Origin of the sequence: Modicisalibacter xianhensis (assembly GCF_900113605.1) — a bacterium.
Classification (GTDB): Bacteria; Pseudomonadota; Gammaproteobacteria; order Pseudomonadales; family Halomonadaceae; genus Modicisalibacter; species Modicisalibacter xianhensis.
The window spans coordinates 39,556-55,492 of the sequence record NZ_FOPY01000007.1; the positions used below are offsets into that span (position 1 = coordinate 39,556).

At 58.7% G+C, this 15,937-nt stretch carries 14 protein-coding genes and 1 tRNA gene; 11 read left to right on the plus strand and 4 right to left on the minus strand.

Features of this window, described 5'->3' with window-relative positions; all coding sequences use genetic code 11:
• Positions 1-51 precede the first annotated feature (51 nt).
• The 7 genes from BM194_RS09525 to BM194_RS09555 all read left to right on the plus strand — a co-directional run bounded on the left by BM194_RS09525 (position 52) and on the right by BM194_RS09555 (position 7,497).
• A complete protein-coding gene (locus tag BM194_RS09525) occupies positions 52-1,254 on the plus strand; it encodes an O-succinylhomoserine sulfhydrylase (RefSeq protein WP_092846106.1) in 1,203 nt (400 codons plus the stop codon).
• Between the two features lie 201 nt (positions 1,255-1,455).
• Positions 1,456-2,016, plus strand: coding sequence for a cytochrome b (locus BM194_RS09530; protein ID WP_092846108.1), 561 nt, complete (start codon positions 1,456-1,458; stop codon positions 2,014-2,016).
• A 62-nt stretch (positions 2,017-2,078) separates the two neighbouring features.
• Positions 2,079-2,669, plus strand: coding sequence for a YceI family protein (locus tag BM194_RS09535; RefSeq protein WP_092846110.1), 591 nt, complete (start codon positions 2,079-2,081; stop codon positions 2,667-2,669).
• 240 nt (positions 2,670-2,909) lie between these two features.
• Complete coding sequence (locus tag BM194_RS09540; RefSeq protein WP_092846112.1) at positions 2,910-4,046, plus strand: ABC transporter ATP-binding protein; 1,137 nt, start codon at positions 2,910-2,912, stop codon at positions 4,044-4,046.
• Positions 4,047-4,142: 96 nt separating this feature from the next.
• Positions 4,143-5,243 (plus strand): ABC transporter substrate-binding protein, encoded by a 1,101-nt coding sequence (locus BM194_RS09545; protein ID WP_218155386.1) that lies wholly within the window; start codon positions 4,143-4,145, stop codon positions 5,241-5,243.
• 142 nt (positions 5,244-5,385) lie between these two features.
• Positions 5,386-6,639, plus strand: a complete 1,254-nt coding sequence (locus tag BM194_RS09550; protein ID WP_092846114.1) for an ABC transporter permease — start codon at positions 5,386-5,388, stop codon at positions 6,637-6,639.
• Positions 6,640-6,645: 6 nt separating this feature from the next.
• Positions 6,646-7,497 carry an ABC transporter permease gene (locus tag BM194_RS09555; protein WP_092846116.1) on the plus strand — a complete coding sequence of 284 codons (852 nt, stop codon included), beginning with the start codon at positions 6,646-6,648 and terminating at the stop codon, positions 7,495-7,497.
• A gap of 61 nt (positions 7,498-7,558) precedes the next feature.
• On the opposite strand, the gene BM194_RS09560 is transcribed toward BM194_RS09555, so the two are convergent.
• On the minus strand, positions 7,559-8,683 hold the full coding sequence (locus BM194_RS09560; RefSeq protein WP_177223382.1) for an NAD(P)/FAD-dependent oxidoreductase: 1,125 nt from the start codon (positions 8,681-8,683) through the stop codon (positions 7,559-7,561).
• 185 nt (positions 8,684-8,868) lie between these two features.
• On the opposite strand from BM194_RS09560, the gene dkgB reads away from it, so the two are divergent.
• The gene (gene dkgB / locus BM194_RS09565; protein WP_092846120.1) at positions 8,869-9,684 is read left to right on the plus strand and encodes a 2,5-didehydrogluconate reductase DkgB; all 816 of its coding nucleotides are present in this window, start codon (positions 8,869-8,871) and stop codon (positions 9,682-9,684) included.
• 171 nt (positions 9,685-9,855) lie between these two features.
• The gene (locus tag BM194_RS09570; protein WP_092846122.1) at positions 9,856-11,154 is read left to right on the plus strand and encodes an MATE family efflux transporter; all 1,299 of its coding nucleotides are present in this window, start codon (positions 9,856-9,858) and stop codon (positions 11,152-11,154) included.
• A 168-nt stretch (positions 11,155-11,322) separates the two neighbouring features.
• Here the strand turns inward: BM194_RS09570 and BM194_RS09575 are convergent, their stop codons facing one another.
• The gene (locus BM194_RS09575) at positions 11,323-12,318 is read right to left on the minus strand and encodes a TerC family protein (protein ID WP_092846124.1); all 996 of its coding nucleotides are present in this window, start codon (positions 12,316-12,318) and stop codon (positions 11,323-11,325) included.
• A 470-nt stretch (positions 12,319-12,788) separates the two neighbouring features.
• Here BM194_RS09575 and BM194_RS09580 point away from each other — a divergent pair, with 470 nt between their 5' ends.
• Both BM194_RS09580 and BM194_RS09585 read left to right on the plus strand, forming a co-directional pair.
• Positions 12,789-13,457, plus strand: a complete 669-nt coding sequence (locus BM194_RS09580) for a DUF2238 domain-containing protein (protein WP_092846126.1) — start codon at positions 12,789-12,791, stop codon at positions 13,455-13,457.
• A 104-nt stretch (positions 13,458-13,561) separates the two neighbouring features.
• Positions 13,562-14,119 (plus strand): YqhA family protein, encoded by a 558-nt coding sequence (locus BM194_RS09585; protein WP_092846128.1) that lies wholly within the window; start codon positions 13,562-13,564, stop codon positions 14,117-14,119.
• 967 nt (positions 14,120-15,086) lie between these two features.
• Here BM194_RS09585 and BM194_RS09590 read toward each other — a convergent pair.
• Both BM194_RS09590 and bioD read right to left on the minus strand, forming a co-directional pair.
• Positions 15,087-15,171: transfer RNA gene (locus tag BM194_RS09590), tRNA-Leu, on the minus strand.
• A 57-nt stretch (positions 15,172-15,228) separates the two neighbouring features.
• On the minus strand, positions 15,229-15,936 hold the full coding sequence (bioD, locus tag BM194_RS09595) for a dethiobiotin synthase (RefSeq protein WP_092846130.1): 708 nt from the start codon (positions 15,934-15,936) through the stop codon (positions 15,229-15,231).
• Position 15,937: the final 1 nt, after the last annotated feature.

Sequence of the window (15,937 nt, forward strand, 5' to 3'; positions counted from 1 at the left end):
GCAAGATCGGCGGCCCGCCAAGTCGGGCCGTCATTCTGTTAGGAGCGAGGCATGCAGCACGACGATTTTTCCGCGGACCCGCTCGCCGGGCTGGCACTGGACACGCTGGCGGTGCGCGCCGGCCATGAGCGAACCGCCGAGCAGGAGCACGGCGAACCCATCTTCACCACGTCCAGCTTCGTCTACGGTAGCGCTGCCGAAGCCGCACGCAAGTTCAGTGGCGAGGAACCGGGCAACATCTATTCGCGCTTCACCAACCCCACCGTTCGCATCTTCGAAAAGCGCCTGGCAGCGTTGGAAGGTGGCGAACGTTGCGTTGCGACCAGTTCGGGCATGGCAGCCATTCTCTCCACGGTACTGGCCCTGCTGGAGGCCGGGGACGAGATCGTTGCCTCGCGCTCGCTGTTTGGCTCGACCGTCAGCCTGTTCAACAAGTATTTGGGCAAGTTCGGCATCACGACGCGCTATGTCGAGTTGGGCAACCTCGAGGCATGGGAAGCAGCCATGACGCCCAATACCAAGCTGCTGTTTGCCGAGACACCATCCAATCCATTATCCGAGGTGGTGGATATCGAGCAGTTGGCAACCCTGGCCAAGCGCCACGGTGCCTGGCTGGCTATCGACAACTGTTTCCTGACACCGGCGCTGCAGCGCCCTCTGGATCTTGGTGCCGACCTGGTCATCCATTCGGCGACCAAGTACCTCGACGGCCAGGGCCGGGCCATCGGCGGGGCGATTGTCGGGCGCGACAAGGAGCTTGAGGAGCTGTTCGGCGTGGTGCGGACCTGCGGTCCCTGCATGAGTCCGTTCAATGCCTGGATCTTCCTCAAAGGGCTCGAAACCTTGGGACTTCGCATGAAGGCACACTGCGACAATGCGCTGCGCCTGGCCCAGTGGCTCGAGGCACATCCGGCCGTCGAGCGCGTGCACTACAATGGGCTCGAGAGCCATCCTCAGCATGCCCTGGCCAAGCGTCAGCAGCGCGGTTTCGGAGCGGTGCTGGGCGTGGAGATCAAAGGCGGTCGTGAAGGAGCCTGGTCGGTCATCGATGCCACGCGGCTGATGTCGATCACTGGCAACCTGGGCGACGTCAAGACCACGATCACCCATCCAGGGACGACGACTCACGGACGCCTCAACGATGAGCAGAAAACTGCCGCCGGGATTCGTGAAGGATTGATTCGCATAGCGGTGGGGCTCGAGGACATCGAGGATCTCAAGGCCGACCTGGCTCGGGGGCTGAATCTGTTGTGACTCTCGCCGACAGGCTTGTTGTCGGTCAATACCGGACCAGCAGGAAATAATAAGCAACTTGTTGCCTGCAATTATTTCCATAAAGTGAAAGTTGTGTTTACCGTTTGCGGGCTGTGCTGTACGCGCAGTGCCTTTATGCTGTCGTCACGACATTGCGGCTCATAGTCTCGCCGCGATACACGCCTGACGAGGAGAACGGACATGTGGCGCAACTCGCCCCGCGGCTGGGGACTGACCAGCATCACGCTGCACTGGCTGAGTGCCATCGCGGTGATTGGCTTGTTCGCGCTGGGCTGGTGGATGACCGGACTCGATTATTATGATGCCTGGTATCATCGTGCGCCCTGGTGGCACAAGTCGGTGGGCATGGTGTTGCTGGGACTGACCCTGGCCAGGGTCGTGTGGCGGCTCGTGCAGCCCACCCCTGACCTCGATGGGTCGCGTACCGAACGCATGGCTGCCTATCTTGGCCACCTTCTGATCTATCTCGTGCTATTCGTCGTTCTGATCAGCGGCTACATGATCTCCACGGCGGAAGGCCGAGGAATCGAGGTGTTCGACTGGTTTACCGTTCCCGCGCTGGTTTCCGGCCTGCCCGATCAGGCCACGGTGGCCGGCGAGGTTCACTGGTACGCTGCCTGGGCGTTGATCATTCTTGCCGTTGGCCATGTACTGGCATCCTTCAAGCACATGCTGGTCGACCGCAATGAGGTCATGCGTCGCATGATCGATCCCCGATTGTCTCGTCGGTCACCCCATTAACCCTGTCAACGCCTGACGCCGCGGCGTCGGCGCTTGCCTGCAATCCGAGAAAGGAGACCCCGATGTTCAAGAAGACCGCAATCGCTGCCGCCCTGGGTGCATCCGCCCTGGTAACGCTGTCCCAGGCCCAGGCCCAGGCTGCCGAGTACGTCATCGACACCGAAGGCCAGCACGCCTTCGTCCAGTTCAAGATCAGCCATCTGGGCTACTCTTATATTCTGGGCGATTTCGAGGAGTTCTCGGGCGGTTTCAGTTACGACCCGGAGAACGTGACCGATTCCAGCGTCAACATGACCGTCGACGTCTCCAGCCTGGATACCAACCACGCCGAGCGTGACAAGCATATTCTCAGCGGCGATTTTCTCGATGCTTCCCAGTATCCCGAAGCGACCTTCGAGTCTACCGGCTTCGAGTCTACCGGCGAAGGCCAGGGCAAGCTGACCGGGAACCTTACCCTGCATGGTGTGACCAATGAAATCACCATGGACGTGAAGCATATCGGGGGCGGTGAAGATCCGTGGGGGAACTATCGTCAAGGCTTCGAGGGTTCGACCATGCTCGACCTGTCGAACTACGACATCGACATGAGCAAGTTCCCGCCGGTGATGCATGAACTCGAGCTGTACGTAGTATTCGAAGGCATCCGCCAGTAAGGCGGCCGGAATCCAGTCGAGGCGCCCTGCGGGGCGCCTTTTTTGTCACAGTCTGACTGTCGCGCTAGCAAATTCCCCTCCCAGCCTCAGCCTGCATGTTCAACGTTTATTATCCCTTTAAACGGTTGTGGTTAGCGCCTTGGAACAACTAAGTTCGAAAGGGCAGTAACCAAAAAAAACAATTAGGGCTGCCCGGTAACGTAAAAACAACATAATCACGGTTACGTCCAGGAACCATGCATGACTGCTACCGCTGAAGCTGAGCCTGATACGCAGCAAGACTCTACAAGTACGAACACGTGCTTTGCCCGTTTCATCAATGTCCAGAAAAGCTACGACGGCGAGCAGCTCGTGGTCAAAGGGTTCGACTTGGACATTCGAAAGGGCGAGTTCGTCACGTTGCTGGGGCCGTCAGGTTCAGGCAAGACCACCTGCCTGATGATGATGGCGGGCTTTGAAACGCCTACCCACGGCGACATCCTACTCAAGGGTGCACCCATCAATGGCTTGCCTCCCCATAAGCGCGGCATTGGCATGGTCTTTCAGAACTATGCTCTGTTTCCGCACATGACGGTGGCCGAGAACCTGGCGTTTCCTCTGGAGGTTCGTCATCTATCCAAGGCGGAGATACAGCGCAAGGTGGAGAGGGCGCTGGCAATGGTCCGCCTGGAGGGCTTTGGCGACCGTCGTCCGGCCCAGCTCTCCGGGGGGCAGCAACAGCGCGTTGCACTGGCGAGGGCCTTGGTGTTCGAGCCTGAGCTGGTGTTGATGGACGAGCCGTTGGGGGCACTCGACAAGAACCTGCGCGAAGAAATGCAGTACGAGATCAAGCGCATCCATGCCGATCTCGGCGTAACCATGCTGTATGTCACCCATGACCAGACCGAAGCTCTGACCATGTCGGATCGCATCGCCGTCTTCAATGATGGGGTCGTCCAGCAACTGGCCTCTCCGGAAACGCTTTACGAAGCGCCTGAAAATGCCTTTGTCGCTTACTTCATCGGCGAGAACAACCGGCTCCAGGGCATCGTTACCGAGTACAGCGAGACTGTCTGCCAAGTTCAACTCGACAATGGCGACCGTGTGCTGGCCAAGCCTGTTGCCGTGTCAGGGGTGGGCGAGCGTACCACCTTGTCCCTGCGCCCCGAGCGGGTCGCCATCATTCGCGGCGAGTCGACCGGATTCGATAACCGTTTTTCCGCCGAAGTGCGTGAGGTCACCTACCTCGGCGACCACCTGCGTACGCGCTTGTCCGTCTGTGGTAGCGACGAGTTCGTGATCAAGACACCCAACGCGGCGGATCATGCAGCACTGCGCGCCGGGGATGTCATCGATATCGGCTGGACGATGCAGGATTGTCGGGCCCTTGATGCCTGACCCGATAGACGCGCAGATATTCCTTTCTTTTTGTCAGGCTCGACCAGCCGTTTCACCGGCTTGGTCATTGAATCACAACAACAACTGGAGACTTCCATGTCCAAGTCATCTTTCATCAAGGGAACGGGTATCACCGTGGTCACCATGTCGGCGCTGGCAGTGGCCGTCAGCGCTCAGGCACAGACCCTGAACATCGTGTCATGGGGCGGAGCTTACAGCGAAAGCCAGCAGAAAGCCTATCACGAGCCGTGGATGAAGAAATCCGGTGACGAAATCGTCAATATCGACCGAAGCTCCAACGCGCTGGCAGGACTGCGCGCACAGACCCAGGCGGGCAACGTGACGTGGGATCTGGTCGACATGTTGCCGGCCGATGCATTGATTGCCTGTGCCGAAGGACTTATCGAGCCAATCGACCACGATGCCCTGCTGGCCAAGTCGCCCGACGGAACACCACCCAGCGAGGATTTCATCGAGGGCTCGCTGGATGAATGTTTCATTCCCCAGATCGTGTATTCCAATATCGTGGCCTTCAATACCGAGATGTTCCCCGAAGACAAGCAACCCAGCACGATCGCTGATGTCTTCGACGTGGAGAACTTCCCGGGCAAGCGCACACTGATGCGCAAGCCCATCAACAACCTCGAATGGGCACTGGTGGCGGATGGCGTGGCACCAGAAGATGTCTACGACGTGCTGGAGACCGAAGAGGGGATACAGCGTGCCTTTGCCAAGCTGGATACCATCAAGGATCAGGTCATCTGGTGGGAAGAAGGAGCTCAGCCGCCCCAACTGCTGGCCGATCAGGAAGTGGCCTTCGGCTCGGCATACAACGGCCGCATCTTCAATGCCATGGTCAACGAGGATCAACCGTTCGAGATCATCTGGGATGGCCAGGTCTTTGAACTGGACGGCTGGGTCGTGCCGGCCGGCAAGCTCGACAAGGTCGAGGACTACCTGTACTACGCTACCGACACGCAGCGCCTGGCCGACCAGGCCAAGTACATTTCCTACGGGCCGGCGCGGAAGTCCTCGGCGGAAATGGTGTCGACCCATGCTGAAACCGGCATCGCCATGAAGCCGCACATGCCGACCTACGGTCCCAACTTCGAGACGGCCATTCCCAAGAACAACGAGTTCTGGGCCGATCACAATGACGAGCTGACCCAGCGATTCGACGCATGGCTGGCACAGTGAGGACGTAGCTGAAGAATGCCGCGTCGGGTTCCGGGGCGGCATTCTCCGGGTTCGCTCCATGTCAGCCGAGGTTCGCCTGCCGAGTCGCCCTGACTCGGGACGACGAGCTCATCTTGAAGAATGGTCGTAGAGAGGCATACGTGTGTCCGATTCCCCTTCCACTCCCCTGACTACCGCGGACGGCGTGCCGCTGAAAGTCAGCCTGCGACGTGCAGTGAGACAATCGAAGCTCAAGGCGCTGCTGTTGGTCGCGCCGTTGCTGCTTTTCCTGATCGTCGCCTTCCTGATGCCCATCGGCGAAATGCTATGGCGCAGCATCGACAATCCCGAGGTGTCCTCCTCGTTGCCGCGTACCGTCGTGGCACTGGAACAATGGGATGGCGAGTCGTTGCCGGGAGAGCCGGTTTACGCCGCGCTGGCAGAAGACCTCAAGGCCGGGCAGAAGGCACGTAGTCTGGGACTGCTGTCGAGTCGGCTCAACTACGAGATGTCGGGAATGCGCTCGGCGGTGATGGGGACGGCGCGGCGCATCGAACTGATCGAGCCGCCATATCGAGAGGCGCTGATCGACATCAACGATGCCTGGGGCGAAATCGATACCTGGCGGGTCATCCAGCGCGAGTCATCGCCATATACGCTGTCGTATTACCTGGCCGCCGTAGATCACCAGTATTCGCCGAGTGGCGATATCGTCGCGGTACCCGATTACCTGCAAATCCACGGTACGCTGTTTTGGCGGACGTTCTGGATGAGTGGCGTCATTACCTTCCTGACGCTGCTGCTGGGATACCCGGTCGCGTTCCTGCTTGCCAACCTGCCGCTGCGGCACTCCAACCTGTTGATGATCCTTGTGCTGTTGCCATTCTGGACATCGCTGTTGGTGCGTACCACGACCTGGATTGCCATCCTGCAGTCCCAGGGCGTGCTCAACGACATGATGGTGGCGCTGGGCGTGATCGCGGACGAGGCCCGCTGGCAGATGATCCATAACAAGACCGGCACCATCATCGCCATGACCCACATCCTTCTGCCGTTCATGATTTTGCCGCTGTATTCGGTCATGAAGACCATTCCGCCGAGCTACATGCGTGCGGCTCGCTCTCTGGGCGGGCGCGCCTTCCTGAGTTTCCGGCGGGTATATTTTCCGCTGACCCTTCCCGGCATCGCTGCGGGCGGCATCCTGGTATTCATCCTCTCGATCGGCTACTACATCACTCCTGCCCTGGTAGGGGGGCAATCGGGACGTTTCATCACCAATTATATCGCCTACCACATGCAGACCTCGCTCAACTGGGGACTAGCAGCCGCCATCGCGTCGATCCTGCTGTTCGTCGTGATCGTGTTCTATCTGGTCTTCAATCGCCTGGTCGGTGTCGACAAAGTCAAGCTGGGGTAACACGCCATGGCCTTACCTTCCTATGCCACGCGCGGCGAGCGCATCTGGCACTACCTGTTCCTGTCGCTATGTGCGTTGATCTTCCTGTTCCTGATCGGGCCGCTGCTGGTCATCATTCCGCTGTCGTTCAATGCCGAACCCTACTTCACGTTCTCCAAGGCCATGTTGCAGTTGGACCCTGCAGGATATTCGTTGCGCTGGTACGAGGAGTTCTTCACGTCGCCGGAATGGCTCAATTCGATCAAGAACAGCTTCATCGTCGGCATTGCCTCGACACTGCTCGCGACCGTTCTGGGCACGATTGCCGCTCTTGGCCTGTCCAGTCGGCACATGCCAGCCCGTGGTGCCATCATGGCGCTGCTGATTTCACCAATGATCGTACCTTTGATCATCTCGGCGGCTGCCATGTTCTTCTTCTTCTCGAAGATCAATCTGGCCCAGACCTACATTGGTGTCGTGCTGGCTCATACTGCGCTGGGCATACCCTTCGTGGTGATCACCGTGACGGCGACCCTGTCCAGTTTCGACACGACGCTGATCCGAGCCGCACACAGTCTCGGCGCCAATCCGACGCGTACCTTCTTCAAGGTAATCCTGCCTTTGGTGACCCCCGGCGTGGTCTCGGGCGCCTTGTTCGCGTTCATTACCTCGTTCGATGAAGTTGTGGTGGTACTGTTCATCGCAGGCCCGGAACAGCGCACCATGCCCATTCAAATGTGGTCGGGCATACGCGAGCAGATCAGCCCGACCATTCTGGCGGTGGCCACGCTACTGGTCGTGTTGTCGATATTGCTACTGACCACACTGGAACTGCTGCGCCGACGCAACGAAAGGCTGCGCGGCGTGACGCCAGGCTAGATAGCGTTTCCAGTCAACGTCCAGCCCGGCCAGGCGTATCCCATTGCAGTGTTCGAAAACGTCATGCCTGGCGGTACTGCTTCATGAAACCATGATCCAGGCGCCGCTTGGCCATCAGCGAAAGGCGACCCGCCCACCATAAAGTGCCGCGCATGGCCAGGCCGCGCCCGTCGCCGAGATTGAGGATCGACAGGGCATGACGCTGGGGATGGTACGACTCGTAAGGCGATTCCTGGATGCGTGCCAGCAGATTGTGGAGCAGCACCGGGGCCTGACGAACGCCATAGACGCCCAGCTTGGGGTAGGGTGATTCCTTGAGCCAGGCACAGTCGCCCACGGCAAAGACACGGTCATCGTAGGGCGTGTGCAGCGCCGGCGTGATGGCCAGGCCATGATGCGGGTGGTGCTCCAGTCCCAGTTCGCTGACCAGGGTTGGTGCGGCAAGGCCAGTGGCGACAATGACCTGGTCGGCAGCCAGGTGTGTACCGTCATCGAGCCGTAGTTTGCCCTGGCGATAGGCCAGGGCATTGACGAGAAGCTCGAGCTTGAGGCCGCGGCGTATCAGCCGCCGTGTGAGCCAGCGGCTGGCACCCGAGGGAGCCTGAGGCAGCAGGCGCTTGTCCGCACTGATCAGGCTGATGTCGAAGGCACGCCCGTAGCGCTCGCTGAGGCCAAGCAGGTTACAGGCCAACTCGACACCGGTCGGGCCGCCACCGAGGATGGCCAAGCGCGGCAAGATTGCAGAGTCGGCGAGGTCGGACTCGAGTCGCTGACGAAGTTTCCAGAGCGTCTCTATGGGTTTGGCGGGCCAGACTTCAGCCGCATCCTCGAGCCCGGCGACAGGGGGCATGTCGACACGGCTACCCAGGTTGAGCGACAGCAGGTCATAGGGCAGGGTGTCGCCGCTGGCCAGGTGTAGTTGGCGCTCGACACGATCGATGGCGACGACCCGATCCTTTACGAAGTGCCCGCCGGATTTTTCGATCAGCGAGCGAGGATCCAGGCGGTCCTCGCTGTCTCGATAGTCCCCTCCCAGCATGCCGGTGGCCATGCCGGAATACCAGAAATCGCCAGGCGAGATCAGGGTAACGCTGGCTCCCGCCCGTATCAGGATATCGGCTTTCGCGGCGACATGCAGGTGGCTATGCCCGGCACCGACCAGCACGAGATTGACGATATCGGCCATCCTTGCGGTTCCATTGATAGCGGGTAAATAGTCTAGCATGAGGCGGGTATCACGCGACCGGCCATCCTGGCCGTTCGCGACTATGCTGAAACGGGCATCCAACCGGGCGTCTGCCGGCCGGGCAGCAAAGCCTCCGACCGGACAAGCCGGCACGCCGACAGCCAACGATTCAAGGAGCTTTGTTCATGGCACGAACCGATATCTTGCCGAGAATGGGACTGGGAACCTTCCGTCTGAAGGGGCAGGACGCATTCGACTCGGTGACGTCGGCACTGAAGCTGGGCTATCGGCTCATTGATACTGCCCAGATGTATGGCAACGAGGAGGACGTCGGCAGGGCGATTCGCGAGAGCGGTATCCCGCGTGACGATATTTTCGTGACCACCAAGGTATGGTGGGATCGCCTTCGGCATGACGACTTGATTGCCTCGCTCGAGGAAAGCAATCGCAAGCTCGGGCTCGAACAGGTCGATCTGGCCCTGATTCATTGGCCTTCGCCCAACGACGAAATTCCCATGGCGGAATACATCGGGGCCCTGAACGAGGCGCGGGGCAAGGGACTGGCCACGCGCATCGGCGTATCGAATTTCACCATTGCGCAGGTTGACGAGGCATTGGCTGCTCCCGGAGGCGACCAGCTCGTGACCAACCAGATCGAAGTACACCCCTTCCTGGCCAATCACAAGGTGGTCAAGCATTGCCAGGCGCAGGGATTGCAGGTCACCGGGTACATGCCTCTGGCCGTCGGCAAGGTCATGAACGAGCCGGTACTCAACCAGATCGCTGCCGATCATGACGCTACCCCGGCGCAGATCGCCCTGGCCTGGGTATTGTCTCGTGACATCGTGGTCATTCCTTCATCGACGAAGCCAAGTCATCAGGAAGCCAACCTCGAGGCTCTGGATATCACGCTGAGTGGTGAGGAGATCGAGCGGATCGGCAAGCTCGATGTCGGCGAAAGGATCGCCAATCCCGACTTTGCACCGGCCTGGGACGAGTAGAGCGTCCACTGGCCTGGCCCGTTGCAGCCGTCGTCGCTGCGCGGGCCCCATTATCACAAACGGCGTCCGCTTCTGTATCCTTGCTCGACCACCTGACTCGTTGGCAACGGAGACGCCTTGAACCGGACGCATCCTTCTTTACAACGTCAGCTCTGGCAACAGACCTGGCCCATGGCACTCGGCGTATTTTCCCTGCTGGGATTCCAGCTCGTCGACAGTGCGTTCATTGCCCGGCTAGGGACCGCGCCCCTGGCAGCGCAATCGTTTACCTTTCCCATGGCGTTTTTGATCATCGGTGTCCAGGTCGGCATCGGTATCGCCATCGCCGCATTGATCTCCCGTGCCCTGGGCGCAGGTGAAGAAGCCCGGGCGCGGCGTCTGGGCAGCTTGGTGCTGGTGGGTGGAAGCCTGTTAATCGCTGCGTTGTGTATCGCGCTATGGCTTTGGCAAATGCCCATCTTTCGCCAGCTTGGCGCGGACGACTCCCTCCTGCCACTGATCCGCCGTTACTGGGGGCCGCAGTTGCTGGCTGCCTGGGTAGGTGCCGTACTCTACTTCGGTTACAGCCTGTTCCGGGCCCACGGCGATACGCGCCTGCCAGGCAAGTTGATGGTGTTGACCAGTCTGATCAATCTGGCGCTTGATCCACTGTTGATTTTCGGCCTCGGCGATTGGTCCGGGTTGGGTCTGCCTGGAGCAGCCTGGGCCACAGCCTTGGCGTTTACCCTAGGGCTGGGTGTCCTGGCCTGGCGGCTACGCCAGACCGACTGGCTGGCAACCGTCGGGCTCATCGACGAGGCCCGTACCTCGACCCGACCGTTCATGGGCATCGCGGGTCCGGCCATGATCAGTCAGTTGATGCCGCCTCTTGCCGCCATGCTGGCCACGGCCATCGTCGCTGATCTGGGAGAAACGGCGGTTGCGGCCTGGGGGTTGGCCAGTCGGCTCGAGACCGTATCATTGATGGTGGTGCTGGCGCTGACCATGTCATTGCCGCCGTGGCTGGGGCGTTGTTATGGCGGGGGTGACTGGCAACAAATTCGTCGTCTCATGACGCTGGCGACCAAGGTGGTGGTCATCTGGCAGTTGGGGCTTGGTGTGGTGCTGGCACTGCTGGCACCTTGGGTGGCCAGCTTACTGGCGGGCAATCCAGACGTTCGCGTCGAACTTGCCATGCTTATTTGTGGGCTACTGCCCAGTTATGCGTTGCTGGGCGTCTGCATGCTCGTGGTTTCTGCCTCCAATGCGCTGGGGTGGCCGCTGCGTGCCATGGTCATGTCCTGCGTACGGCTATTCGTTTGCTATTTGCCCTGTCTCTGGTTGGGAGCGCAGTGGGGTGGGGTGCTGGGAATCGCCATTGGGGCAGCGGTCGGCAATGCTCTGGCAGGCGCCCTGGCCTGGGGACTGTATAGCCGTTCGCTGGGTAATGCAGGAAAGGTAGAAGCAAACACTGTTTGCATAAGTAAATAGGGGTAAATAATCCAAACAGTCGTGGCCTCGGCCGGTTGCTCGCAGATCTGAGGTGGGCCGCGAGCCGGCCCATTGACCTGAGCGGACTGGATATTCGCCATGAACAAGGGTAAAGCGCTTGATAAGGACTGCAGCAGGCGGACTTCTGTCGGCCTGCTGCGTTTGGAATTAGCGCTCGGCGACACGCGCTATGCGCGTCCTGAGCAGGCTGGCGACCGTGGTAACGACCAGCGTACCGATGATGATCGTCAATGACAGCCAGATGGGAATCTCCGGAGCCCAGTGAATCGGCTCGCCACCATTGATAAACGCGATACTATTGGTGTGCAGGGCTTCAAGAACCAGCTTGACGCCGATAAAACCGAGGATTACCGACAGACCCAGGCCCAGATAGACCAGGCGATCCAGCAGACCACCCAGCAGGAAGTAGAGCTGTAGCAGGCCGAGCAAGGCGAAGGCATTGGTGGTGAAGACGATATAGGGTTCCTTGGTCAGGCCGTAGATGGCGGGAATCGAGTCCAGCGCGAACAGCAGATCTGTGAAACCCAGTGCAACTACGACGAAGAACAGCGGCGTAGCCAGGCGCTTGCCGTCGACACGGGCGAATAACTGGTTGCCATGGTAATCAGTGGTGGCAGGAAACCAGCGATGTGCCCAGCGCTCGATGCGGGTCGGCTGGCTGGGTTCGTCGACGTCATGCTTGCCACGAAAATGATCTCTGGCCAAATGTACGGCGGTATACAGCAGGAAGGCACCGAATACGTAGAAGACCCAACTAAATTGGGCGATGGCGGCAGCACCTAGGGCGATGAAGATACCGCGCATGATCAAGGCAATCGCAATACCGATCAGCAGCACCTTCTGCTGATAGATTCGGGGCACCGCAAAGCGGGCCATGATAATCACGAACACGAACAGGTTATCGACCGACAGACTCTTTTCGGTGATGAATCCTGCAAAGTACTCGGAGCCGTGCTGAGGCCCCCAGACCAGCCACAGGCCTACCCCGAACAGCATGGCCAGGGTGATGAAGAACGCGGACCAGCAGGCCGCTTCCTTCATGGTCGGCTCGTGCGGCTTGCGTGCGTGAAAGGCGAAGTCGAAAATAAACAAGGCAGTAATGGCGGCGATGGTTGCCAGCCACACCCAGACAGGTACGCTCATGGAAGTTCTCCGGTAGACGTGATGTTACCGAAAGTCTCTTCCGCATCGACCAGGCGATACCGCTGTCACCGGGACTGTCGTCCGTGCTGACGATGACAGCATTGGCTGGATGCTCAAGTCGGCTCCAACCGAGGAATACTCCCTTTCAAGCCTTTGCATTGTGCGGCGTTGCCGATCTGGACGCAACGGGCGTTTTTCCCATTCTGGTACGCTTTTCTGATGAAAATGGCGGCAATGGCTTACACGTAAATTTAACATAGGTGGGCTTACAAGAATGTAAGGTTGTGCGATATTGGGATTGCTGAGTCAGGAGGGCTCTTCAGGGAGTACGAGCAGGGACGCTCGCCCAGGGATGGGACTTCTCCAACCTCTGATTTTCCTTGCCCTATCGCATTGCACCGCTCGCTGGCGTACTGGCCATACGAAGGCCTATGCTAGGAATATTACCAATCGCTCAAGGAGTTGTAGGGATGCGGGGGAGCCGGCCGCACCGATGGATTACTCATGCACTGCAGGCATGTCTCGTCGTCGAGGCGCTGCTCGCCCTGATGAATCGGCAATGGTATTTGGCTTTCGTCAGTCTATTGGTCGTTCTTATTACCTTCTTTCCTCTCCTGTTCGAACGCCAGTTTCGAATTCGCACACCTCCTCCATTACAGCTTCTTACCTTCGGTTTCGTGATTGCTGCACTCTTGCTGGGCGAGGGCAGGGGGTTCTATTCACGTTTCTGGTGGTGGGACATCGCCTTGCATACCGTGGCCGGGGGATTGTTCAGTGCCGTGGGGTTTCTGCTGGCCTATGGTGGCAACGGAATGCGGCGAGTCGAGGACTCAATCATCAAGCCGGGCTTCATTGCACTGTTTGCGTTGATGTTCTCGCTTGGCATGGGGGTATTCTGGGAGATCTTCGAATTCAGCATGGATAGCCTGTTCGGCACCCGCATGCAGCGCGCCACGCAGGGCAATTCTTCTGGCCTGACAGATACCATGTGGGATCTGGTCATGAATACTCTGGGAGCCTTGGTCGTTTCTGCCCTGGGTTGGCGATGCCTGAAGTATGCCGAACAAGGCATCTTTCTGAAGGATTGGATTGATACATTCATCGAGCGCAATCCTCGCTTGTTCAGAAAGCCGCACTAGCTCGCCCAAAGGCATGGGTTGGTGATACTCGTCGAGGCCAATAGGCACGGGCCATGTCGTTGTGCTTTAGTGGTGACATTCTTACATCAATGCAGTGAGGCACCATGTCCGACCCGGTCAAGCCATCCCTTTCCGAAAAATCGACACAGAGCAGGCTGGAGCGTCGTTGGGAACGCTTTTTATGGAATTCCCGTCTCCTGGTCATGGCGGCAGTCATTCCCAGCCTGATTGGCGCCCTGGTGCTGTTCATCATCGGTACGCTCGATATCTTTGGCATCGTCATCGATGCCATTGCGTACTATCTGCTGGGTAGCGAGCAAGATATTCACGAAACGGTCGTGCCCAGCATTGTCATGGCCGTGGACATCTATCTCATCGCCATTGTGTTGCTGATCTTCGGGCTCGGCGTCTATCGTCTTTTCGTTTCGCCCATCGAGCAGGCCGAGGATTACGCGCCACGGCATCCTTTCAACGTCGAATCGTTCGACCAACTGAAAGACAAGATTGCCCGTGTGGTCATCCTGGCCGTGATCATTGAGTTCTTTCGAGCCGTGGTGGATATCCGGTTTCAGACGCCTCTCGATGCGATCTACCTCGCCCTGTCGGTGCTTGCTCTGGCCGTTGCGATCTATCTGATGAGCCTGACCCACAAAGGCGAATGATTTCGAGGCCAAGCTTATTCGTTAACCCCTATGGCCGGTTATTTTCGTGGGGCTCGGCGCTTGGCTTGCAGGACAGTATCGAGGTGCGCCACGGAGCCTGCCCATGAGCCGGCTCTTTTGTATAAAAAAACCCGGCGATACGCCGGGAGAGGAACGAGAACGAGACTGCTTGGGACATCAACATAAGCATGGGCATTACTGAGGTAAAAACATGCATGATTAAAATCTAGCGGAACCAGCAAGAAGCGAATCGATTTTTTCGTAATTTAAGGTGGTTTTTTGTTATTTTATTTCTTCCGATGCGGTCGATAAAGATTTGAGTAACGCGTGGTTCTGGCTCACTCCTGCCGCGCATATGGCTTGGCCCAGCTCACCGAGACGGGCCAATCGCAGCGACACTCAGCCGAAGAACTGGCCGGCATCAAGCTATAGTTTCGAGCATTGAGATGCCAGATCCCCTTCGGTTAAAAAAGCATGACATAACATGCCTTTTATTGAACCGAGTTGTGATCTACCTTGTCACGGTGTTTCATACGACGTCTTGTCGTCTCGGTCTGTTTCTGGCGCCGTACCTTCCCTCGCCAAGCCCGACCAGGGATGGGCTCTCGCTCCGACAACTCGTATCTCCTAGGCTGGCCGACGCAGCCCTGACTCATGCTTACGCATCTTGTCAGTTATCTCTTATAAGCTTAACTATCACAGGTTAAATAATCTGTGCTCCAAAGCAGGCATAGTGACTTACGTAGACACGGAGTTGTCGCAATGGAACCCGGGCAAGGAAGCCTGATGAACCAAGGATGCATGAGCAGGATCGCTCATGGGTGGGCAGCAGGAAGCATAGCGCCACGCAAAGCCCGGCCTTCACAGGCCGGGCTTTATTAATTGGAATTCCGGAAATAATTAATGCTCATGCGAGACGGTCTTAGGGAGAGCTGGCTTGCAACCTATTGATTCGTAAGCATTAAGTTGGTGCGGATGGGGAGACTCGAACTCCCACGCCGTGAGGCACTGGAACCTAAATCCAGCGTGTCTACCAATTCCACCACATCCGCATCAGGGGGCAGGAACCGCCGTATTGTACGGACCGCTTCGCCCAAGTCAATCGCTACTTAAAGACCGCTCAAATACTCGGCTGCCTGTGCGGCCTTGGCCTGCAACTCCGACAGGTTCGAAGACTCTGCTGATGTGTCACCCAACCAAGGTATCGCGCCCAGAAAAGGGGCGTCCAGGCAGCGATGTAGTGTTTCCAGGTTAGCCTCGTATTCGCGCATGTTTGGGTCGATCTGGTTCGCGACCCAGCCCGTGACACGTAACCCCTCGGCACGGATAGCCTCCAAGGTCAGCCGGGCGTGACTGATACATCCCAGGCGCATGCCGACAACCAGTATCACCGGCAACTCGAGCCGAACCGCCAAGCCACTGAGGTCCTCCTCTGCGTTGAGGGGGACGCGCCACCCTCCGGCGCCTTCGATGAGGATGGTGTCCTCGGGCCTCGCATCCAAGATTCTCTGAAGCATGCGCTCGAGATCGTCGAGACATACCTGCACCCCTGCGCGCTGCGCGGCGAGGTGGGGGGCAATGGCGGGCTCGAGTGCCACCGGATTCACCGTGGCGTAATCGACCGGGGGAAAAGACTGCGCCTGGAGTAGCAGGGCATCGATGTTGCGCAGCATGCCACCAACGCGCTCGCAACCCGCGGCGACTGGCTTGAGGCCTAGGGTGGTGCGGCCCTGACGACGTGCGCTGGCCAGAAGAGCGGCGCTGACGAATGTCTTGCCGGCATCGGTGTCAGTGCCTGTCACGAAATAGCGGCTCATG

Coding starts and splice junctions, on each gene's coding strand:
- BM194_RS09525 (WP_092846106.1), top strand. CDS start 52: ATGCAGCACGACGATTTTTCCGCGGACCCGCTCGCCGGGCTGGCACTG.
- BM194_RS09545 (WP_218155386.1), top strand. CDS start 4,143: ATGTCCAAGTCATCTTTCATCAAGGGAACGGGTATCACCGTGGTCACC.
- BM194_RS09530 (WP_092846108.1), top strand. CDS start 1,456: ATGTGGCGCAACTCGCCCCGCGGCTGGGGACTGACCAGCATCACGCTG.
- BM194_RS09555 (WP_092846116.1), top strand. CDS start 6,646: ATGGCCTTACCTTCCTATGCCACGCGCGGCGAGCGCATCTGGCACTAC.
- BM194_RS09575 (WP_092846124.1), bottom strand. CDS start 12,318: ATGAGCGTACCTGTCTGGGTGTGGCTGGCAACCATCGCCGCCATTACT.
- BM194_RS09560 (WP_177223382.1), bottom strand. CDS start 8,683: ATGGCCGATATCGTCAATCTCGTGCTGGTCGGTGCCGGGCATAGCCAC.
- BM194_RS09570 (WP_092846122.1), top strand. CDS start 9,856: ATGGCACTCGGCGTATTTTCCCTGCTGGGATTCCAGCTCGTCGACAGT.
- bioD (WP_092846130.1), bottom strand. CDS start 15,936: ATGAGCCGCTATTTCGTGACAGGCACTGACACCGATGCCGGCAAGACA.
- BM194_RS09535 (WP_092846110.1), top strand. CDS start 2,079: ATGTTCAAGAAGACCGCAATCGCTGCCGCCCTGGGTGCATCCGCCCTG.
- BM194_RS09540 (WP_092846112.1), top strand. CDS start 2,910: ATGACTGCTACCGCTGAAGCTGAGCCTGATACGCAGCAAGACTCTACA.
- dkgB (WP_092846120.1), top strand. CDS start 8,869: ATGGCACGAACCGATATCTTGCCGAGAATGGGACTGGGAACCTTCCGT.
- BM194_RS09580 (WP_092846126.1), top strand. CDS start 12,789: ATGCGGGGGAGCCGGCCGCACCGATGGATTACTCATGCACTGCAGGCA.
- BM194_RS09585 (WP_092846128.1), top strand. CDS start 13,562: ATGTCCGACCCGGTCAAGCCATCCCTTTCCGAAAAATCGACACAGAGC.